Origin of the sequence: Amphritea sp. (genome assembly GCF_048266285.1) — a bacterium.
Lineage (GTDB): Bacteria > Pseudomonadota > Gammaproteobacteria > Pseudomonadales > Balneatricaceae > Amphritea.
The window spans coordinates 24,684-40,423 of sequence record NZ_JBLWZV010000017.1 but is presented as its reverse complement, the minus strand read 5'-3'; the positions used below and the strand labels follow the sequence as shown (position 1 = coordinate 40,423).

Annotated in this window: 15 protein-coding genes; 11 read left to right on the top strand and 4 right to left on the bottom strand. The window is 50.2% G+C overall.

The features are described 5' to 3' along the window. The first annotated feature begins 119 nt into the window (after positions 1–119). From ACN0T0_RS15680 to ACN0T0_RS15670, 3 genes are read left to right on the top strand one after another with little or no spacing between them, the layout of a single operon-like run. Positions 120–1,244 (top strand): 1-acyl-sn-glycerol-3-phosphate acyltransferase, encoded by a 1,125-nt coding sequence (locus ACN0T0_RS15680; protein ID WP_417227695.1) that lies wholly within the window; start codon positions 120–122, stop codon positions 1,242–1,244. Then, on the top strand, positions 1,241–1,720 hold the full coding sequence (gene moaC, locus ACN0T0_RS15675) for a cyclic pyranopterin monophosphate synthase MoaC (RefSeq protein ID WP_417227694.1): 480 nt from the start codon (positions 1,241–1,243) through the stop codon (positions 1,718–1,720). Before ACN0T0_RS15680 ends, moaC begins: the two co-directional genes overlap by 4 nt. Before the next feature lie 51 nt (positions 1,721–1,771). After that, a complete protein-coding gene (locus tag ACN0T0_RS15670; protein WP_417227693.1) occupies positions 1,772–2,515 on the top strand; it encodes a lysophospholipid acyltransferase family protein in 744 nt (247 codons plus the stop codon). A gap of 77 nt (positions 2,516–2,592) precedes the next feature. On the opposite strand, the gene fabB is transcribed toward ACN0T0_RS15670, so the two are convergent. Both fabB and fabA read right to left on the bottom strand, forming a co-directional pair. Beyond that, a complete protein-coding gene (gene fabB, locus ACN0T0_RS15665; RefSeq protein WP_417227692.1) occupies positions 2,593–3,810 on the bottom strand; it encodes a beta-ketoacyl-ACP synthase I in 1,218 nt (405 codons plus the stop codon). A gap of 81 nt (positions 3,811–3,891) precedes the next feature. Continuing rightward, entirely contained in the window at positions 3,892–4,407 is a 516-nt protein-coding gene (fabA, locus tag ACN0T0_RS15660; RefSeq protein WP_417227691.1) for a bifunctional 3-hydroxydecanoyl-ACP dehydratase/trans-2-decenoyl-ACP isomerase, read from the bottom strand. Between the two features lie 138 nt (positions 4,408–4,545). Between fabA and ACN0T0_RS15655 the strand changes: the two genes are divergently transcribed. Further along, a complete protein-coding gene (locus ACN0T0_RS15655) occupies positions 4,546–5,196 on the top strand; it encodes a thiopurine S-methyltransferase (protein WP_417227690.1) in 651 nt (216 codons plus the stop codon). 86 nt (positions 5,197–5,282) lie between these two features. Here ACN0T0_RS15655 and ispB read toward each other — a convergent pair whose 3' ends face one another. Next, complete coding sequence (ispB, locus tag ACN0T0_RS15650; protein ID WP_417227689.1) at positions 5,283–6,251, bottom strand: octaprenyl diphosphate synthase; 969 nt, start codon at positions 6,249–6,251, stop codon at positions 5,283–5,285. A 227-nt stretch (positions 6,252–6,478) separates the two neighbouring features. On the opposite strand from ispB, the gene rplU reads away from it, so the two are divergent. The 4 genes from rplU (at position 6,479) to proB (ending at position 9,639) form a co-directional block, all read left to right on the top strand. After that, complete coding sequence (rplU, locus tag ACN0T0_RS15645) at positions 6,479–6,790, top strand: 50S ribosomal protein L21 (RefSeq protein ID WP_126159392.1); 312 nt, start codon at positions 6,479–6,481, stop codon at positions 6,788–6,790. Between the two features lie 24 nt (positions 6,791–6,814). Continuing rightward, positions 6,815–7,072, top strand: coding sequence for a 50S ribosomal protein L27 (gene rpmA, locus ACN0T0_RS15640; protein WP_126159393.1), 258 nt, complete (start codon positions 6,815–6,817; stop codon positions 7,070–7,072). Between the two features lie 161 nt (positions 7,073–7,233). Continuing rightward, the gene (gene cgtA / locus ACN0T0_RS15635; RefSeq protein WP_417227688.1) at positions 7,234–8,430 is read left to right on the top strand and encodes an Obg family GTPase CgtA; all 1,197 of its coding nucleotides are present in this window, start codon (positions 7,234–7,236) and stop codon (positions 8,428–8,430) included. An 84-nt stretch (positions 8,431–8,514) separates the two neighbouring features. Next, the gene (gene proB / locus ACN0T0_RS15630) at positions 8,515–9,639 is read left to right on the top strand and encodes a glutamate 5-kinase (protein WP_417227687.1); all 1,125 of its coding nucleotides are present in this window, start codon (positions 8,515–8,517) and stop codon (positions 9,637–9,639) included. A gap of 76 nt (positions 9,640–9,715) precedes the next feature. On the opposite strand, the gene rpsT is transcribed toward proB, so the two are convergent. After that, complete coding sequence (gene rpsT / locus ACN0T0_RS15625; protein ID WP_417227686.1) at positions 9,716–9,982, bottom strand: 30S ribosomal protein S20; 267 nt, start codon at positions 9,980–9,982, stop codon at positions 9,716–9,718. A gap of 388 nt (positions 9,983–10,370) precedes the next feature. Between rpsT and murJ the strand changes: the two genes are divergently transcribed. From murJ to ileS, 3 genes are all read left to right on the top strand, one after another. Continuing rightward, the gene (murJ, locus tag ACN0T0_RS15620; protein WP_417227726.1) at positions 10,371–11,867 is read left to right on the top strand and encodes a murein biosynthesis integral membrane protein MurJ; all 1,497 of its coding nucleotides are present in this window, start codon (positions 10,371–10,373) and stop codon (positions 11,865–11,867) included. A 92-nt stretch (positions 11,868–11,959) separates the two neighbouring features. Then, complete coding sequence (gene ribF, locus ACN0T0_RS15615) at positions 11,960–12,892, top strand: bifunctional riboflavin kinase/FAD synthetase (protein ID WP_417227685.1); 933 nt, start codon at positions 11,960–11,962, stop codon at positions 12,890–12,892. A 37-nt stretch (positions 12,893–12,929) separates the two neighbouring features. Beyond that, complete coding sequence (ileS, locus tag ACN0T0_RS15610) at positions 12,930–15,734, top strand: isoleucine--tRNA ligase (RefSeq protein ID WP_417227684.1); 2,805 nt, start codon at positions 12,930–12,932, stop codon at positions 15,732–15,734. Positions 15,735–15,740: the final 6 nt, after the last annotated feature.

Sequence of the window (15,740 nt, the reverse complement as noted above, 5' to 3'; positions counted from 1 at the left end):
TGGGGGGGGTATTGAGCCTAGTCGCGGCTTTAAGTTAAAGAATGGTTAATGTGCGCTGAAATTATTCCTGTCTCCCTGTAAAATACCGGCCTTAATATTAGCAATGCCCAGGAGGCAGAATGTCAGCCAGCCCTATCAATGATCCATTTCAGAACATTCGACCCTATCACGATAGTGAAGTAAGTGATGTCCTGAACCGGCTGATACATGATGATGAACTTATCTCGGTTTTAACCCGTTATCAGTTTCCGCAGATGGCATCGCTGTTTGGTTGGTTATTGAAGCCAGCGATACGTATTTTCTTAGCGCAAAAAACCGGTGAAATCGAAACCATTCAAGATTTTCAAACGCTGATCGCCAGCTATATGACCAAGATGATTGGGCGCACTACAACGCGTCTTTCATGTAGCGGCATTGAGGCGTTAGATACCGACGAAGCATATCTGTTTGTTTCTAATCACCGTGATATAGCGATGGACCCGGCATTTATTAATTGGGCTTTGTATCAAAACGGCTTTGATACCCTGCGGATTGCTATTGGTGACAACCTGTTACGTAAGCCCTACGTGTCTGATCTGATGCGGTTAAATAAAAGCTTTATTGTGAATCGTTCCGCGAAGGGGCGTGAAGTGCTTACCGCCTTAGGGCAGTTGTCCGCCTATATTGATCACTCCCTCGTCCAAGATGAAGCCAGCATCTGGATCGCTCAACGGGAAGGTCGGGCCAAAGATGGTAATGATTTTACTGATCCTGCTATTTTAAAAATGTTCTATATGGCCCATCGTAAGCAGCGTAGCTTTGCGGAGTTTGTTGAGCGGGCGAAAATTGTACCGGTCTCTATCTCCTATGAATATGACCCCTGTGATAGTGCCAAAGCGCTAGAGCTGGACTCTAAGCAGCAGGGTGGTGAATATCAAAAATCACAGTTTGAAGATATTGAGAGCATTGTTGCGGGTATTAACGGTGATAAGGGTCATGTGCATGTGGCGTTTGGCGAAGTGATTGATGGGCTGGATACGCCAGATGAGCTGGCCGCTGAGATCGACCGACAGATTATCGAAAGCTACTATCTACACCCTTCCAACTTACTGGCAGCAGGGGTTGAATCCGTTGCCATTGGTGAGGAACAAAAAGCGCAATTTGCTGCCCGATTTGATGGTCTGCCTGAATCTGCAGCGGAAATCCTGCGGCAGATGTACGCAAACCCGGTGTTGAATAAGCGTAAATATCAGGAGGCGGTATGAGCCGTTTGACGCATCTGGATGAGCATGGCAATGCCAATATGGTGGATGTGTCCGATAAGGCGGTGACTAGCCGGGAAGCAACTGCACAGGCGCTGGTGAAAATGCAGCCAGAGACGCTGCGGATGATTACTGCCGGTGAGCATAAAAAAGGTGATGTGCTGACGGTCGCCAGGATTGCCGGTATTCAGGCCGCTAAACGGTGTGCCGACCTTATTCCGTTGTGTCACCCGTTGATGTTGAGTAAAGTCTCTGTTGAGTTAACACCTCAGCCGGAGGTGGATGCTATCTTGATTTTGGCGACCTGCAAGCTGGCGGGCCAGACCGGTATAGAGATGGAAGCGTTGACCGCGGCCTCGGTCGCTGCCCTGACGATTTATGATATGTGTAAGGCGGTTGATAAAGGGATGGTGATCTCTGAGATCAAGCTGTTAGAAAAGAAAGGCGGTAAATCGGGCCATTGGAAAGTGACCTCTTAAAATCCTCTGTAATATAGACTCTCATGCCGAAAAAAGGATAGTGATCAGGCGATGACCAGACAACCTACTCTGTTTTTATATCTGCGGGCAACGCTGTTTTATATCGGTTTTTATCCGGTGACCTTAGTGTTTGCCGCGTTTTGCTTGCTGGTGGGCTGGGCGTTGCCCTTCCGTCCTCGGTTTAAGCTCTTTACGTTGATGAATTATTTCAGCATGGCTTGGTTGTATCTCTGCTGTGGCGTGAAATATCGTATCGAGGGGCGCGAAAATTTACCCCAGGATCGAGCCTATGTGGTGGTGGCCAACCATTCCAGCGAATGGGAAACGCTATTCTTGCAAACACTGATTCGTCCCCAGAGTGCAGTGTTAAAGCAAGAGCTATTAAAAATCCCATTTTTTGGCTGGGCATTAGCGATGTTAAAACCGATCGCGTTGGATCGAAGCAAGCGTCGTGGTGCGTTAAAGCAGCTGTTGACTCAGGGTAAGGCGCGTTTGGAAGAGGGCGTTAATGTGGTGATCTTTCCTCAGGGCACCCGGGTTGAAACAGGCAAGTTGGGTAAGTTTAATAAAGGGGGGGCGATGTTGGCCGCCAGTGCTCAGGTGCCGGTGGTGCCGTTAGCGCATGATGCGGGATTATTTTGGCCGGGTAAAAGCTACGTCAAATATCCGGGTACCGTGACTGTGCGAATCGGCACTCCTGTCGAGTCTGTCGAGCGGAGTATCGATGAAATTCACACTGAGTCGATCGGTTGGCTAGAAGCGCAGATGCGTGACCTGCAGGTAGTCGATGAATAAGTCGTGTTAAGTAAACAATAAAAAACCCGCCAATAGGCGGGTTTTTTAGGCTTTGAATTCGCCGTTTGAACGATCGATTAGCCGGTAAACTTCTGGAATACCAGCGTTGAGTTAGTACCACCGAAGCCAAAGCTATTTGACATCACGCGCTGCAAATCAACATTGTCTTTGCGTTCAGTGACGACCGGTAGGCCTTCAGCCGCCGGGTCTAAGTCATCAATATTGGCTGATGCACAGATAAAGTTGTTTTCCATCATCAGCAAGCTATAGATCGCTTCTTGAACGCCGGTAGCGCCGAGAGAGTGACCTGTCAGTGACTTAGTGGAGCTAACCGGAGGCATCTCTGTGCCGAAGGTTTCTTTCATCGCCTTCAGTTCTTGGATGTCACCAGCCGGTGTCGATGTACCATGGGAGTTGATGTAATCAATGTTGCCATCAACGGTATCCATTGCTTGCTTCATGCAGCGCATAGCGCCTTCGCCAGAAGGGGCAACCATATCGTAACCGTCAGAGGTTGCGCCATAACCGACCAGTTCGCCGTAAATCTTAGCGCCACGGGCTTTAGCGTGTTCCAGCTCTTCTAGAACGAGCATGCCGCCACCGCCAGCGATAACGAAACCATCGCGGTTGGCATCGTATGCGCGAGATGCTTTTTCGGGTGTTTCATTGTACTTGCTAGACAAAGCACCCATCGCATCAAACATCATACTGAGTGACCAGTGCAGCTCTTCACCACCACCGGCAAAGACGATGTCTTGTTTGTTTAGCTGGATCTGTTCCATTGCGTTGCCGATACAGTGGGCGCTGGTAGCGCAGGCAGAGGTAATGGAATAGTTAACGCCTTTAATTTTAAAAGGGGTTGCCAGGCAAGCTGATACGGTTGAACCCATGGTGCGGGTTACGCGGTATGGACCCACGCGGCGCACGCCCTTGCTGCGAAGGATATCGGCGGCTTCGACGATATCGGCAGAGGATGCACCACCGGAACCAGCGATCAGACCGGTACGCACATTCGATACCATCTCGTCACTGAGGTTGGCGTCTTTAATCGCCTGATCCATTGATAGGTAAGCATACGCGGCAGCATCACCCATGAAACGAACCAGTTTGCGGTCGATCAGGTCGGTGTAATCCAGATCAATGCTGCCAGCTACCTGGCTGCGGAATCCAAGCTCTTTGTACTCTTCCTGAAACTTAATGCCGGAACGGCCTTCTTTCAGTGAGTCCAAGACGGCTTCTTTATCAGTACCTAGGCAAGATACGATACCCATTCCGGTAACAACTACACGTCTCATAGGATGCCTCTTTTATTCAGTAAACGTTGTAAGTATAGATCTACAGCAGGCTGGCAGCCTGCTATGACGGCTTAGCTTAATTTAGAAGCTATCGGTAGATACGAACAGGCCCACGCGCAGATCTTTTGCGGTGTAAATTTCGCGTCCGTCGACGGATACGCTACCATCAGCGATACCCATAACCAATTTGCGTTCGATCACCCGTGACAGGTCGATACGATAAGTCACTTTTTTAGCTGTTGGCAGGATCTGGCCGGTAAATTTTACTTCACCGCATCCCAGTGCGCGCCCGCGCCCTTTATTGCCACGCCAGCCAAGGAAAAAGCCAACGATCTGCCACATCGCGTCAAGCCCTAAGCAACCCGGCATAACTGGATCGGTTGGAAAATGGCAGTCGAAAAACCAAAGATCAGGATGGATATCCAGCTCTGCTTCGATATAGCCTTTGCCATATTTACCACCTTCGCCGGTGATCATAGTGATGCGGTCCATCATCAGCATGTTGCCGATAGGCAGGCGGGCATTACCCTCACCAAACATGATGCCGTTACCGCACTGAAGGAGTTCTTCTCGATTAAATGAGGAAGGTTTTGTCATTTGAGCTGTATATCCACTTTTTTTTAGCCAAAATATCGGGGGGATTATACCGGGTTAGTGGTCGGGGATCACGGCCTGTATCATTAAAAACGGTAAATTCGGATAGATTTGGTCGTTTTTAAGGGGGTTTATCGCAAGATGCACAGTGAATTTTGGCATGAGCGCTGGGAAACTGGCCGTATAGGTTTTCACCAGTCAGAGGTGAATGAGTGGCTGCAACAAGCTTGGCCTGCGTTGCAAACCCGGGGTGAAGGGCGGGTTTTGGTACCCTTATGCGGCAAGAGCCTGGATATGGTCTGGCTGCGCGAACAGGGTCATGAAGTGACCGGCGTCGAGCTAAATGAGCGTGCTTGTGAGGCATTTTGGTGTGAGCAACTAAATAGGGCCGTTATAGCGACGCCTTTATATCAGGGTGATTTTATTGGACGAGAAGTAGAAGGGCTGCGCACCCTGTGTGGTGATTTCTTTGCGCTTCCCGCCGCAGAATTCGAAACAGTTGCTTGGGTGTATGACCGTGCCGCCCTGATCGCTTTTCCCGAGCCGATGCGTCGACGTTATGCGCAAATGCTGAGTGAGTGTTTACCTGTCGGTGTGGCGATGCTGTTGATAACGCTTGAGTTTAACGGCGCGGAGGGCCCTCCGTTCTCTGTGACTGAAGCGGAGGTTAACGACCTTTATGGAGAGCGATTCATAATAGACAAGTTACACACAGAAGCGTTGGATGGTCGGGATGCTGGCCGAGCCGAAACCGTTTATATCTTGCGCGATCAGCGCAGCGGTAGTCATTAAATGACGCGAGCGGGTGTGTTTGCGTATCAAAAAAAACCGCCGAGTGGCGGTTTCTTGGCGATGTTCAAAGTGTCGAATGGCCGATGTTAGCTATTGCGCTTAACGGCGAGATCAGCCAGTTGAATCATGGTTTGTTTGAATGAGCTGTCTGGCAGAGCGTCGAGGGCTTTGATCGCCTTGTCTGCTTCGGCGTAGGCGGTATTGCGGGAATAATCGATCGAGCCGGTGGCATGAACGATATCCATGATCGGTTGTAGGTCTTCTAAGCCGCCTTTACGAATGGCTTGACGGATTAAGTTGCGCTGCTCATCGGTACCGTGCTGCATAGCATGGATCAGCGGCAGGGTAGCTTTACCTTCAGCCAAGTCGTCGCCGACATTCTTACCCATCTCTTCGGCGCTGCTGAGATAATCCATGACGTCGTCGATGATCTGAAAGGCGATGCCGATATGGCGGCCATAGAGTCGCAAAGCTTCTTGCTCCTCTTTGCTGGCGTCAGCCAAAATTGCACCGGCTTCGGTCGCGGCTTCAAACAGCATGGCGGTTTTACCCAAAATTACCTGCATATAGGCATCTTCGGTGGTGTCAGGGTTGCGTGCATTGAGCAGCTGCATGACTTCGCCTTCAGCGATGATGGTGGTGGCATTGGATATCACCGCCATAATTTCCAGCTTGCTGATCTCAACCATGATCTGAAATGAGCGGGAGTAAAGGAAGTCGCCTACTAGCACACTAGGTGCATTGCCCCATTTAGCGTTAGCAGTATCATTGCCGCGGCGCAGTTCTGAGTTATCTACAACATCATCATGCAGCAGAGTAGCCGTGTGGATAAATTCGATCAGGGCGGCGAGTGGCACGTGATGCTCGCCTTTATAACCGGCAGCATTGGCAGCAAGGAGTACCAGCAGGGGCCTTATCCGCTTACCGCCACTTTCGACAATGTAATGTCCGATTTTTTCAACCAGTGGTACACCTGAGTGTAAGTGATTGATAATATAGTCGTTTACCGCTTCAAATTGCGGCTCAATAGCTGGGTTTAACTGATGTGGCAGCATAGGAACTGATACTAGGCTCTTAAATTGGTATTGGCGCATGCTAGGGGGTGAGTATGCGAGTGTCAAGAAAGTCGGGTTATTATCTATATTTCTGCTTGAGTCAGATCTGATATTTCTATATAATCTCGCGCCCTAACCCATCCAAATTCGCTCCCTACCATATGGTTCAACCATTAGAAGTAGGCGTGTTATTTAGTAGCAGGGTGGGTTTTAAACTGGAGATTAAAATGTACGCAGTAATTGTGAGCGGCGGTAAACAGTACCGAGTTCAGGAAGGCCATACGCTGAAACTGGAAAAACTGGCTGTAGAAGCGGGTTCTAATGTTGAATTTGACCGCGTTTTACTGGTTGCAGATGGCGATGATGTTAAAATCGGTGCGCCAGTTGTTGAAGGTGCTAAGGTTACAGCTGAAGTTGTAAGCCACGGTCGCGCTAAGAAAGTTCATATCATGAAATTCAAGCGTCGTAAGCATCACATGAAGCAGATGGGTCACCGTCAACACTTCACTGAAGTTAAAATTACTGGCATTAGTGCCTAAGACTATTCGATAGGAGAGTGACAAATGGCTCATAAGAAGGCGGCAGGTAGTACTCGTAACGGTCGTGACTCCGAGTCGAAACGCTTAGGTGTTAAGCGTTTCGGTGGTCAGGTAGTGACGGCTGGTAACATTCTTGTTCGTCAGCGCGGAACTAAGTTCCATGCTGGTGTTAACGTAGGTATGGGTAAAGACCATACTCTGTTTGCGACTGCAGACGGCGTTGTTAAGTTTGTTGTTAAAGGCCCGCAAAAGCGTAAGTATATTACTATAGAAACCGCTTAATACGGCTTTTATGCTTAAAAAAGCTCCGCGGTTGCGGGGCTTTTTTTGTTTTTAATGGCTAATTAAGCTTGTTGTTGAAAGGGTCTGCGGGGCGGGTCTTATCAACAGCCGGTTTGTTGCCGGTAATGTGCACAGAATGCCAGTATAACTGGAGGTGTAGTATGAAATTTGTAGATGAAGCGACGATTACGATCGAGGCGGGTAAGGGCGGCAATGGTACCTTGAGCTTTCGCCGGGAAAAATATATCGCGAAAGGTGGTCCTGATGGCGGTGATGGCGGTGATGGCGGTTCGGTATATGTAGAAGCGGATGAATCGCTGAATACGCTGATCGATTATCGGTTTCAGCCGCGCTATAAGGCTGAAAATGGTAAAGGCGGTCAGAGCCGTAACTGTACAGGGGCTAAAGGCGAAGATTTGATCATGAAGGTGCCAGTCGGTACTACTGTGGTTGATATTGATACCGACGAAGTTTTGGCGGATATGACTCAGGTAGGCCAGGTTGAGAAAATTGCTCAGGGTGGTTTCCATGGTCTGGGTAATACGCGCTTCAAGAGTAGTGTGAACCGTGCGCCTCGGCAGACGACTAATGGTAGTTTGGGTGAAACGCGTAACGTTAAGCTTGAGCTGAAAGTGCTAGCGGATGTTGGTTTGCTGGGCTTGCCCAATGCGGGTAAATCGACCTTTATTCGGTCAGTTTCTGCCGCTACGCCAAAGGTGGCGGATTATCCGTTTACCACGCTGGTGCCAAACCTAGGTGTTGTTAGTATCGAGCAGCATAAGAGCTTTGTGATTGCTGATATACCCGGCATCATTGAGGGTGCGGCTGAGGGCGCTGGGCTCGGGATTCGCTTCCTGAAGCACTTGGCGCGTAACCGTATATTGCTGCATCTTGTAGATATGGCGCCTTGGGATGGTGTAACGCCGGCGGATTCGGCCTGTGTGATCGTTCGTGAGCTAGATAAATTTAGTCCGACCTTAGCGGCTCAGCCGCGTTGGTTGGTGCTGAATAAGCTCGATATGGTGCCGGAAGATGAGCAGGAAGAGCGTTGTCAGTCGGTTGTTGATGCGCTGGGCTGGGATGGTCCTGTGTACCGTATTTCTGCCATCAATAAGATGGGCACGCAGCAGTTGGTGCAGGATATTCAGGTGTTTCTCGATCAATTGGCTGAGCAGATGGCCGAGCAGCCTGAGTTGGTCGATGCTGAGCTGCAGATACGTCGAGCGATTGATCGTGAAGGTCGTGAGCGGATTGAGCAGATGCGTGAAGAAGTACGTGCGAAGCGCCAAGGCGATGACGATTTTGAAGACTTCGACGATGATGATTATGACGTTGAAGTGGAATATGTAAAAAATTAGGGTTTGTCTCGGGCTGTCCGGTCGCGCTTAGCGTCGGGAAAGGAAATGGCCTTTTAGTTGTGTCTTTCAAGAGAGTAGTTAGCCGTGAGCTCAGCGCGTAATAAACTGAAAACATCTCGTCGATGGGTTGTTAAAATTGGCAGTGCGTTACTGACAAATGATGGTGAGGGGTTGGATTTGGCGGCTATTGGTCGTTGGGTCGATCAGTTAGCTCAATTGCGCCGGGATGGCCTTGAAGTTGTGCTGGTGTCCTCGGGCTCAATCGCTGAAGGAATTGTGCGCCTCGGTTGGAAAGAGCGGCCTTATGAAGTGTATAAGCTTCAGGCGGCTGCGGCGGTTGGGCAGATGGGGTTGGTGCAGGCTTATGAAACCAACTTTCGCCGCCATAATGCCTTAACGGCGCAAATTCTGCTGACCCATGAGGATCACTCGAATCGTAAGCGTTATCTCAATGCTCAGGCGACCCTGAAGACTTTGTTGTCGGTGGGTGTGGTGCCGGTGGTGAATGAGAATGATACCGTGGTTACCAAAGAGATCCGCTTTGGTGATAATGATACCCTTGGTGCGCTGGTGGCTAATTTGGTTGAGGCGGATGCCTTGATTCTGTTGACCGATCAGAATGGTCTGTACACTGCTGATCCGCGTTCCAATCCTGATGCTACTTTGATTTCTGAGGCGATGGCCGGTGATCGCTCACTGGAAGCGATGGCTGGCGGTGGTGGGCGTCTGGGGCAGGGCGGCATGGCAACCAAGGTACGTGCAGCGAAGTTGGCGGCGCGGTCGGGTGCAGTGACGGTGATTGCGAGTGGTCGGGAAGATAATGTTTTGCTGCGTCTGCGGGATGCTGAGGTGTTGGGTACGGTGCTGAAGCCTGAGCAGTCGCCCATGGCGGCGCGTAAGCAATGGATTGCTGGGCATCTTCAGGCGCGTGGCACCTTGACTCTCGATGCAGGTGCGGTGGCCGCTTTGGTTGAGCGTGGTAAGAGTCTTTTGCCGGCAGGTGTTAAAGCGGTGAGCGGATCTTTCTCGCGTGGCGAAATGGTCGTGATTGCTGATGAGCAGGGGCGAGCAGTAGCGCGTGGACTGGTGAACTATGGTGTCGAGGATGCGCAGAAGATTATTGGTCATCCGAGCTCGCATATAGAAACGGTGCTAGGGTTTGTTGGTGAGCAGGAGTTGGTGCACCGGGATAACTTGGTGTTGGTTTGAATTTGGTTTGTTGATATTTTGCAGCAAAAAAAAACCGGCCAAGGCCGGTTTTTTTAATGCTTATGTCTCAGAGAGATTAAGCAGCCAATTTCTTGATAGAGGCATTCAGGCGACTTTTCTTACGTGCAACCTGGTTCTTGTTGAAAATGCCTTTAGTTACTGCGCTGTCCATCAATGGCTGAGCGGTAACGAATGCAGCAGTTGCAGCAGCGTGATCGCCTGCTTCAATAGCGGCTACAACTCGTTTAACGTAAGTGCGAACCATGGAACGCAGGCTCGCGTTATTTTGACGGCGCGTCTCAGCTTGGCGAGCGCGTTTACGGGATCCTGCGGAATTTGCCACAATCCGACTCCTCTAAATAGTGTAAAAGTTAATCGATGTAAAATAATCGATATTGAGATGCCCGTAGGTCTATTACTAAACGATCGGACATCTAAAATTAAGACGCGAGATTATTCATGTTTGTGGCCTGAGTGTCAACAGGTAAGTCGCAATAAAGTGAGCTAAGTCGGTGGATTTGTTGTCTTGTCGTTTTGTTTGCGCAAGCATTTTGACGGCTTAATCGGTATTATCGGCCTCATTCCATTTTGGCTGGCAGGAAAGCAGAGCATTGAGCAGAACAGAAACGCCTCCCGAGAACCCTGAACCGGGTTGTCCGCAGTCCGATAATACCCCTCCGGGTAAAGCGCCTAAAGCGCGTAGCTTACTGCGCTCGAGTGCGTTGGTCGGGATGATGACGATGTTATCGCGGGTGTTGGGGTTGGCCCGTGATGTGGTGGTCGCGAACTATTTCGGCGCGGGTAGTAGTGCTGATGCCTTTTTTGTCGCCTTTAAAATTCCCAATTTTTTACGCCGCCTGTTCGCTGAGGGGGCTTTTTCTCAGGCGTTTGTGCCGGTGTTGTCAGAATATCGCAGCCTGAAGGATCTGGCGGCGGTTAAGCAGCTTGTTGATCGAGTGGCGGGTAGTCTTGGGTTGGTGTTGTTGCTCGTCACGGCTATGGGTGTTTTAGGGGCGCCGGTGTTGGCTGCTATCTTTGCGCCAGGTTTTTATCTCAATGATCCGCTGCGCTACGAACTTGCCGTGGAGATGCTGCGGTATACCTTCCCCTATTTGCTGCTGATCTCATTAACGGCGCTAGCGGGCAGTATTCTGAATAGTTATGAGCGCTTTGCGGTGCCCGCCTTTACCCCTGTGTTGCTCAATCTCTCCTTGATTGGTGCGGCGATGTGGATGCAGCCACTGTTTGAACAGCCGGTGATGGCGTTAGCGTTCGGTGTTTTGATTGCTGGATCGGTGCAGCTGCTGTTTCAGGTTCCGTTTCTGTGGCGGTTGCAGTTGTTGCCTAAGCCTGTCTTGGGGTTTCAGGATGAGGGTGTTAAACGCATCCTTAAATTAATGATTCCGGCTTTGTTTGGTGTGTCGGTGAGCCAAATCAACCTGTTACTGGATACTTTGTTGGCGTCTTTTTTACAGACTGGCAGTGTTTCTTGGCTCTACTATTCGGATCGTTTAGCTGAGTTGCCGTTGGGTGTGTTTGGTATTGCGATTGCCACGGTAATCCTGCCGAGTTTATCTCGCAAGCACGCGGAGAAAAGTACCGAAAACTTCTCCCGTACTCTTGATTGGGCGATGCGGATGGTGTTGCTGATCGGCTTGCCTGCCGCTATGGCGTTGCTGGTGCTGGCGGAGCCTTTGCTGGCAACCTTATTCCATTATGGTGAGATGACGGATCGTGATGTCACCATGGCGGCTATGAGCTTGCGTGCCTACGCCTGCGGTTTGCTGGCCTTTATGCTGATCAAGGTGCTCGCGCCGGGTTATTATTCTCGTCAGGATACTAAGACGCCGGTTAAAATCGGCATTTATGCGATGGTCATCAATATGGTGTTAAATCTGATACTAATCTGGCCGTTGGATCATGTTGGGTTAGCATTAGCGACGACGCTGTCGGCCTTTCTGAATGCGGGCTTATTATTGCGTGGTTTGCTAAAAGAAGGCGTTTTCACTTGGCAGTCGGGCTGGCTTCGCTGGTTGATGCGGATGGGGCTGGCAAATGCAGCGATGATTGGTTTTTTGCTGTTTCTGGTGGGGTCTCAGGCGCATTGGTTAGGGTTTGATCTATGGCAGCGGGTAACGCAGATGGCGATTCTTGTTGGCGGTGGCTCGGTCATTTATCTGCTGGTATTAGTGGCTACGGGGATGCGATTGCGGCATTTACGCCATTAATCGCCCTATATCGCGGTTGACCGATAGCGAATATTGCTCTAACTGGGGTATAATTTCGCGCTTATTTTATTTGCCAATGAGATTGGGGTGACATGGAGCTAATTCGGGGTTTGCATAATCTGCGTGACAAGCATAAAGGCTGTGTCGCAACGATCGGCAACTTTGATGGCGTGCATCTGGGTCATCAACAGGTGTTGGCACAGGTGCTGCGTAAAGGCAAAGAGTTGGGCCTGCCGGCGGTGGTGATCATTTTTGAACCACAGCCACGGGAGTTTTTTGCCGGTAATCAAGCGCCACCACGGTTAACTCGCTTCGATGAGAAAGTCCGGCTGTTACAAGCTCAGGGCGTCGACCGGGTGCTGTGTTTAACCTTTAACGAGCGCTTGCGCACCATGAGTGCGGATCAGTTTGTTGATGAACTGCTACTCAAAGGCTTGGCGGTACGGCACTTTGTGGTAGGTGATGATTTTCGTTTTGGTTGTGATCGTAGTGGCGATTACAACATGCTACGCCAGAGCGGTGAACGCTATGGTTTCAGTGTCGTGAATACCGAGACATTTGATGTGGATGGCGAGCGGGTCAGCAGTACCCGTATCCGCAACGCTTTGCAGAATAATGATCTGGCCTTGGCTTGTGGGCTGCTAGGCCGTCCTTACCGTGTAACAGGGCGTGTTATGCACGGCCAAGAATTGGGGCGTACCATCGGTGTTCCAACGGCTAATGTACGTATGCATCGGTTCCACTCACCGCTCAAAGGTGTTTATGCAGTCACAGTGACCGGGAAAAACCTGTCAGCCCAGGGGGTTGCTAATATTGGCATGCGTCCGACGGTCAATGGTAAACAACCGGTGCTGGAAGCCCACCTGTTTGATTGGGCGGGTGATCTTTATGGTCAACTACTGACAGTAGAATTTAAAACGTTTATTCGTCCAGAACAGAAATTTGATGGGCTGGATGCGCTGAAACAACAGATAAATAACGATATTCAACAGGTCAGGAACTACTTTCTGACAGGTGCCTTGTAAGTAAGGCCAAACTAGACGATTCAGAAGCGATACGACAATGACCGATTATAAACCGACCCTGAACTTACCGAATACTAAGTTCCCGATGCGCGGCAATCTGGCTCAGAAAGAGCCGCAGATGCTGAAACAGTGGCAGAAAATGGATCTTTACCAAAAGATTCGTGAAGTCAGTGCCGGTCGGCCTAAATTTATTTTGCATGATGGCCCTCCCTACGCGAACGGCGATATTCATATCGGTCATGCGGTCAATAAAATTCTGAAAGACATTATTGTTAAGTCCCGCACCATGGCGGGCTTTGATGCACCCTATGTGCCGGGTTGGGACTGCCATGGTCTGCCGATTGAGCACAATGTTGAGAAGAAGATCGGCAAAGCGGGCGTTAAAGTTTCTTACAGTGATTTCCGTAAGAAATGCCGCGAATACGCAACCCGTCAGGTCGAAGGCCAGAAGAAAGACTTTATCCGCTTGGGTGTGTTGGGCGACTGGGAAAACCCCTACTTGACCATGAACTTCGGCACCGAAGCGAATATTATTCGGGCGCTGGGACGTATCGCTGAGAACGGCCATCTAGTGAAGGGTTATAAGCCAGTTTATTGGAGTGTTGTGGGTAGTTCTGCTTTGGCGGAAGCCGAAGTGGAATATCAGGATAAAACTTCACTGGCTATTGATGTGCGTTTTGCCCCGGTTGATCAAGCGGCTTTCCTTAGTTGCTTTAGTGATCTTTCTGGAGAAGGTGAAGCCACCGTTGTTATCTGGACAACTACTCCTTGGACGCTGCCGGCTAACCAAGCGGTATCGCTGAATGCTGAGCTGGACTATGTCTTGGTGCAGGTCGGTAGTGAGCGTTTGCTTATTGCCGAGGCTTTGGTTGAAGATGCCATGCAGCGTTATGGCGTTGAAGAGTACCGCATTGTTGGTCACTGTAAAGGTGAAGCGTTGGAGCATCAGGCACTGCAACATCCGTTTTACGATAAGCAAGTGCCGGTTATTTTGGGTGATCATGTCACTATTGATGCGGGTACGGGGGCTGTACATACTGCGCCTGATCACGGCGTAGAAGATTTCAATGTTGGTCGCGCTTACGGTATCGGTACGCTAAATTTGGTAGGCCCCGATGGCGTTTTCACTGAAAATGCCGCTGAGTTTGCTGGACAGCATGTCTACAAGGTCGAAGATGCCATTGTTGCGGCGCTGGAAGCCAATAACCGCCTCATTCTTAAGAATAAATTTAGCCATAGTTATCCCCACTGCTGGCGTACTAAAACGCCGTTGATCTACCGTGCGACACCGCAATGGTTTATCAGTATGGAAGCGAAAGGGCTTAAGAAAGACGCTTTAGCCGCCATTAAAGAAGTTGAGTGGTTCCCAGGTTGGGGCCAGAACCGTATTGAATCGATGGTTGAGCAGAGCCCTGACTGGTGTGTTTCCCGTCAACGGACTTGGGGTGTGCCAATTGCGCTCTTCGTGCATAAAACCACGGCTGAGCTACACCCTGAAACGCCTCGCTTGATCGAGGAAGTCGCGCTCAAAGTAGAACAGACCGGTATTGATGCTTGGTTTGATCTGGATGCGAGCGAATTGTTGGGCGATGACGCCGACCAATACGAAAAAGTGCTGGATACCTTGGATGTTTGGTTTGATTCCGGTGTGACTCACTACTCGGTACTGGACGGCACTGAAGGCCTGCAGTTCCCGGCTGATATGTATCTGGAAGGTTCGGATCAGCACCGGGGCTGGTTCCAGTCTTCACTGAAAACCAGTATCGCCATCAAAGGTTGTGCACCTTATAAACAGGTTCTGACTCATGGCTTTACGGTTGATGGTGATGGTCGGAAGATGTCTAAATCGGTGGGTAACGTTGTTTCTCCGCAGGAAGTCATGAACAAATATGGCGCGGATATCTTGCGCCTCTGGGTAGCATCAACGGACTTTAGTTCTGAGATGACCGTTTCTGATGAGATTCTGAAACGTACCGCCGATGCCTATCGTCGGATTCGTAACACTGCACGCTTCTTGTTGGCGAACCTTGAGGGCTTTAATCCGGCAACGGATATGGTCGCGCCTGCTGATATGGTGGCGCTGGATCGCTGGGCGATCGATCGTGCGGCTCGTTTGCAGGATGAACTGGCAGGCCACTATGATCAATATCAGATGTTGCAGGTTTATCAGAAGATTTCCCATTTCTGCTCTTTGGATCTGGGCGGGTTCTATCTGGATATTATTAAAGATCGTCAGTACACCGCGAAATCTGATTCCGTTGCACGACGCTCTTGTCAGACTGCGTTGTATCATATTGTTGAAGCCATGGTGCGCTGGATTGCACCGATTCTGAGCTTCACAGCGGATGAAATCTGGAAAGAGCTGCCGGGTGATCGGGTTGAATCAGTACAGCTGACCACCTCATATACCGGTTTGACTAAGCTGGATGACAACGCTGAACTGGGACGTGATTACTGGCAGCAAGTGTTGGCGGTTAAAACGGCAGTCAACAAAGAGCTGGAAAATCAGCGTAATGCTGGCCATATCGGCAGCAGCCTCGAAGCGGAAGTTACACTCTATTGTGAACCGACTTTAGCGGCTCAGTTGGAAAAACTTGAGGATGAGTTGCGTTTCGTCCTGATCACCTCAAAAGCGGCGGTACGTCCAGCGGCTGAAGCGGCTGATGCGGTAGCTACTGAGCTGGAAGGGTTGAGTGTCGCTGTGGTTAAGAGTGAACAAGCGAAATGTGGTCGCTGCTGGCATCATCGTGAAGATGTTGGCCGTCACGCCGAGCATGAAGAACTGTGTGATCGTTGCGTCGAAAACGTTGTTGGTAGCGGTGAACAGCGTAGCTTCGCCTGAGGTCAG

Bases quoted from the DNA above. Each gene is read 5' to 3' on its own strand.
- ACN0T0_RS15680 (WP_417227695.1), top strand. From the start codon at position 120: ATGTCAGCCAGCCCTATCAATGATCCATTTCAGAACATTCGACCCTAT.
- moaC (WP_417227694.1), top strand. From the start codon at position 1,241: ATGAGCCGTTTGACGCATCTGGATGAGCATGGCAATGCCAATATGGTG.
- ACN0T0_RS15670 (WP_417227693.1), top strand. From the start codon at position 1,772: ATGACCAGACAACCTACTCTGTTTTTATATCTGCGGGCAACGCTGTTT.
- fabB (WP_417227692.1), bottom strand. From the start codon at position 3,810: ATGAGACGTGTAGTTGTTACCGGAATGGGTATCGTATCTTGCCTAGGT.
- fabA (WP_417227691.1), bottom strand. From the start codon at position 4,407: ATGACAAAACCTTCCTCATTTAATCGAGAAGAACTCCTTCAGTGCGGT.
- ACN0T0_RS15655 (WP_417227690.1), top strand. From the start codon at position 4,546: ATGCACAGTGAATTTTGGCATGAGCGCTGGGAAACTGGCCGTATAGGT.
- ispB (WP_417227689.1), bottom strand. From the start codon at position 6,251: ATGCTGCCACATCAGTTAAACCCAGCTATTGAGCCGCAATTTGAAGCG.
- rplU (WP_126159392.1), top strand. From the start codon at position 6,479: ATGTACGCAGTAATTGTGAGCGGCGGTAAACAGTACCGAGTTCAGGAA.
- rpmA (WP_126159393.1), top strand. From the start codon at position 6,815: ATGGCTCATAAGAAGGCGGCAGGTAGTACTCGTAACGGTCGTGACTCC.
- cgtA (WP_417227688.1), top strand. From the start codon at position 7,234: ATGAAATTTGTAGATGAAGCGACGATTACGATCGAGGCGGGTAAGGGC.
- murJ (WP_417227726.1), top strand. From the start codon at position 10,371: ATGATGACGATGTTATCGCGGGTGTTGGGGTTGGCCCGTGATGTGGTG.
- ribF (WP_417227685.1), top strand. From the start codon at position 11,960: ATGGAGCTAATTCGGGGTTTGCATAATCTGCGTGACAAGCATAAAGGC.
- ileS (WP_417227684.1), top strand. From the start codon at position 12,930: ATGACCGATTATAAACCGACCCTGAACTTACCGAATACTAAGTTCCCG.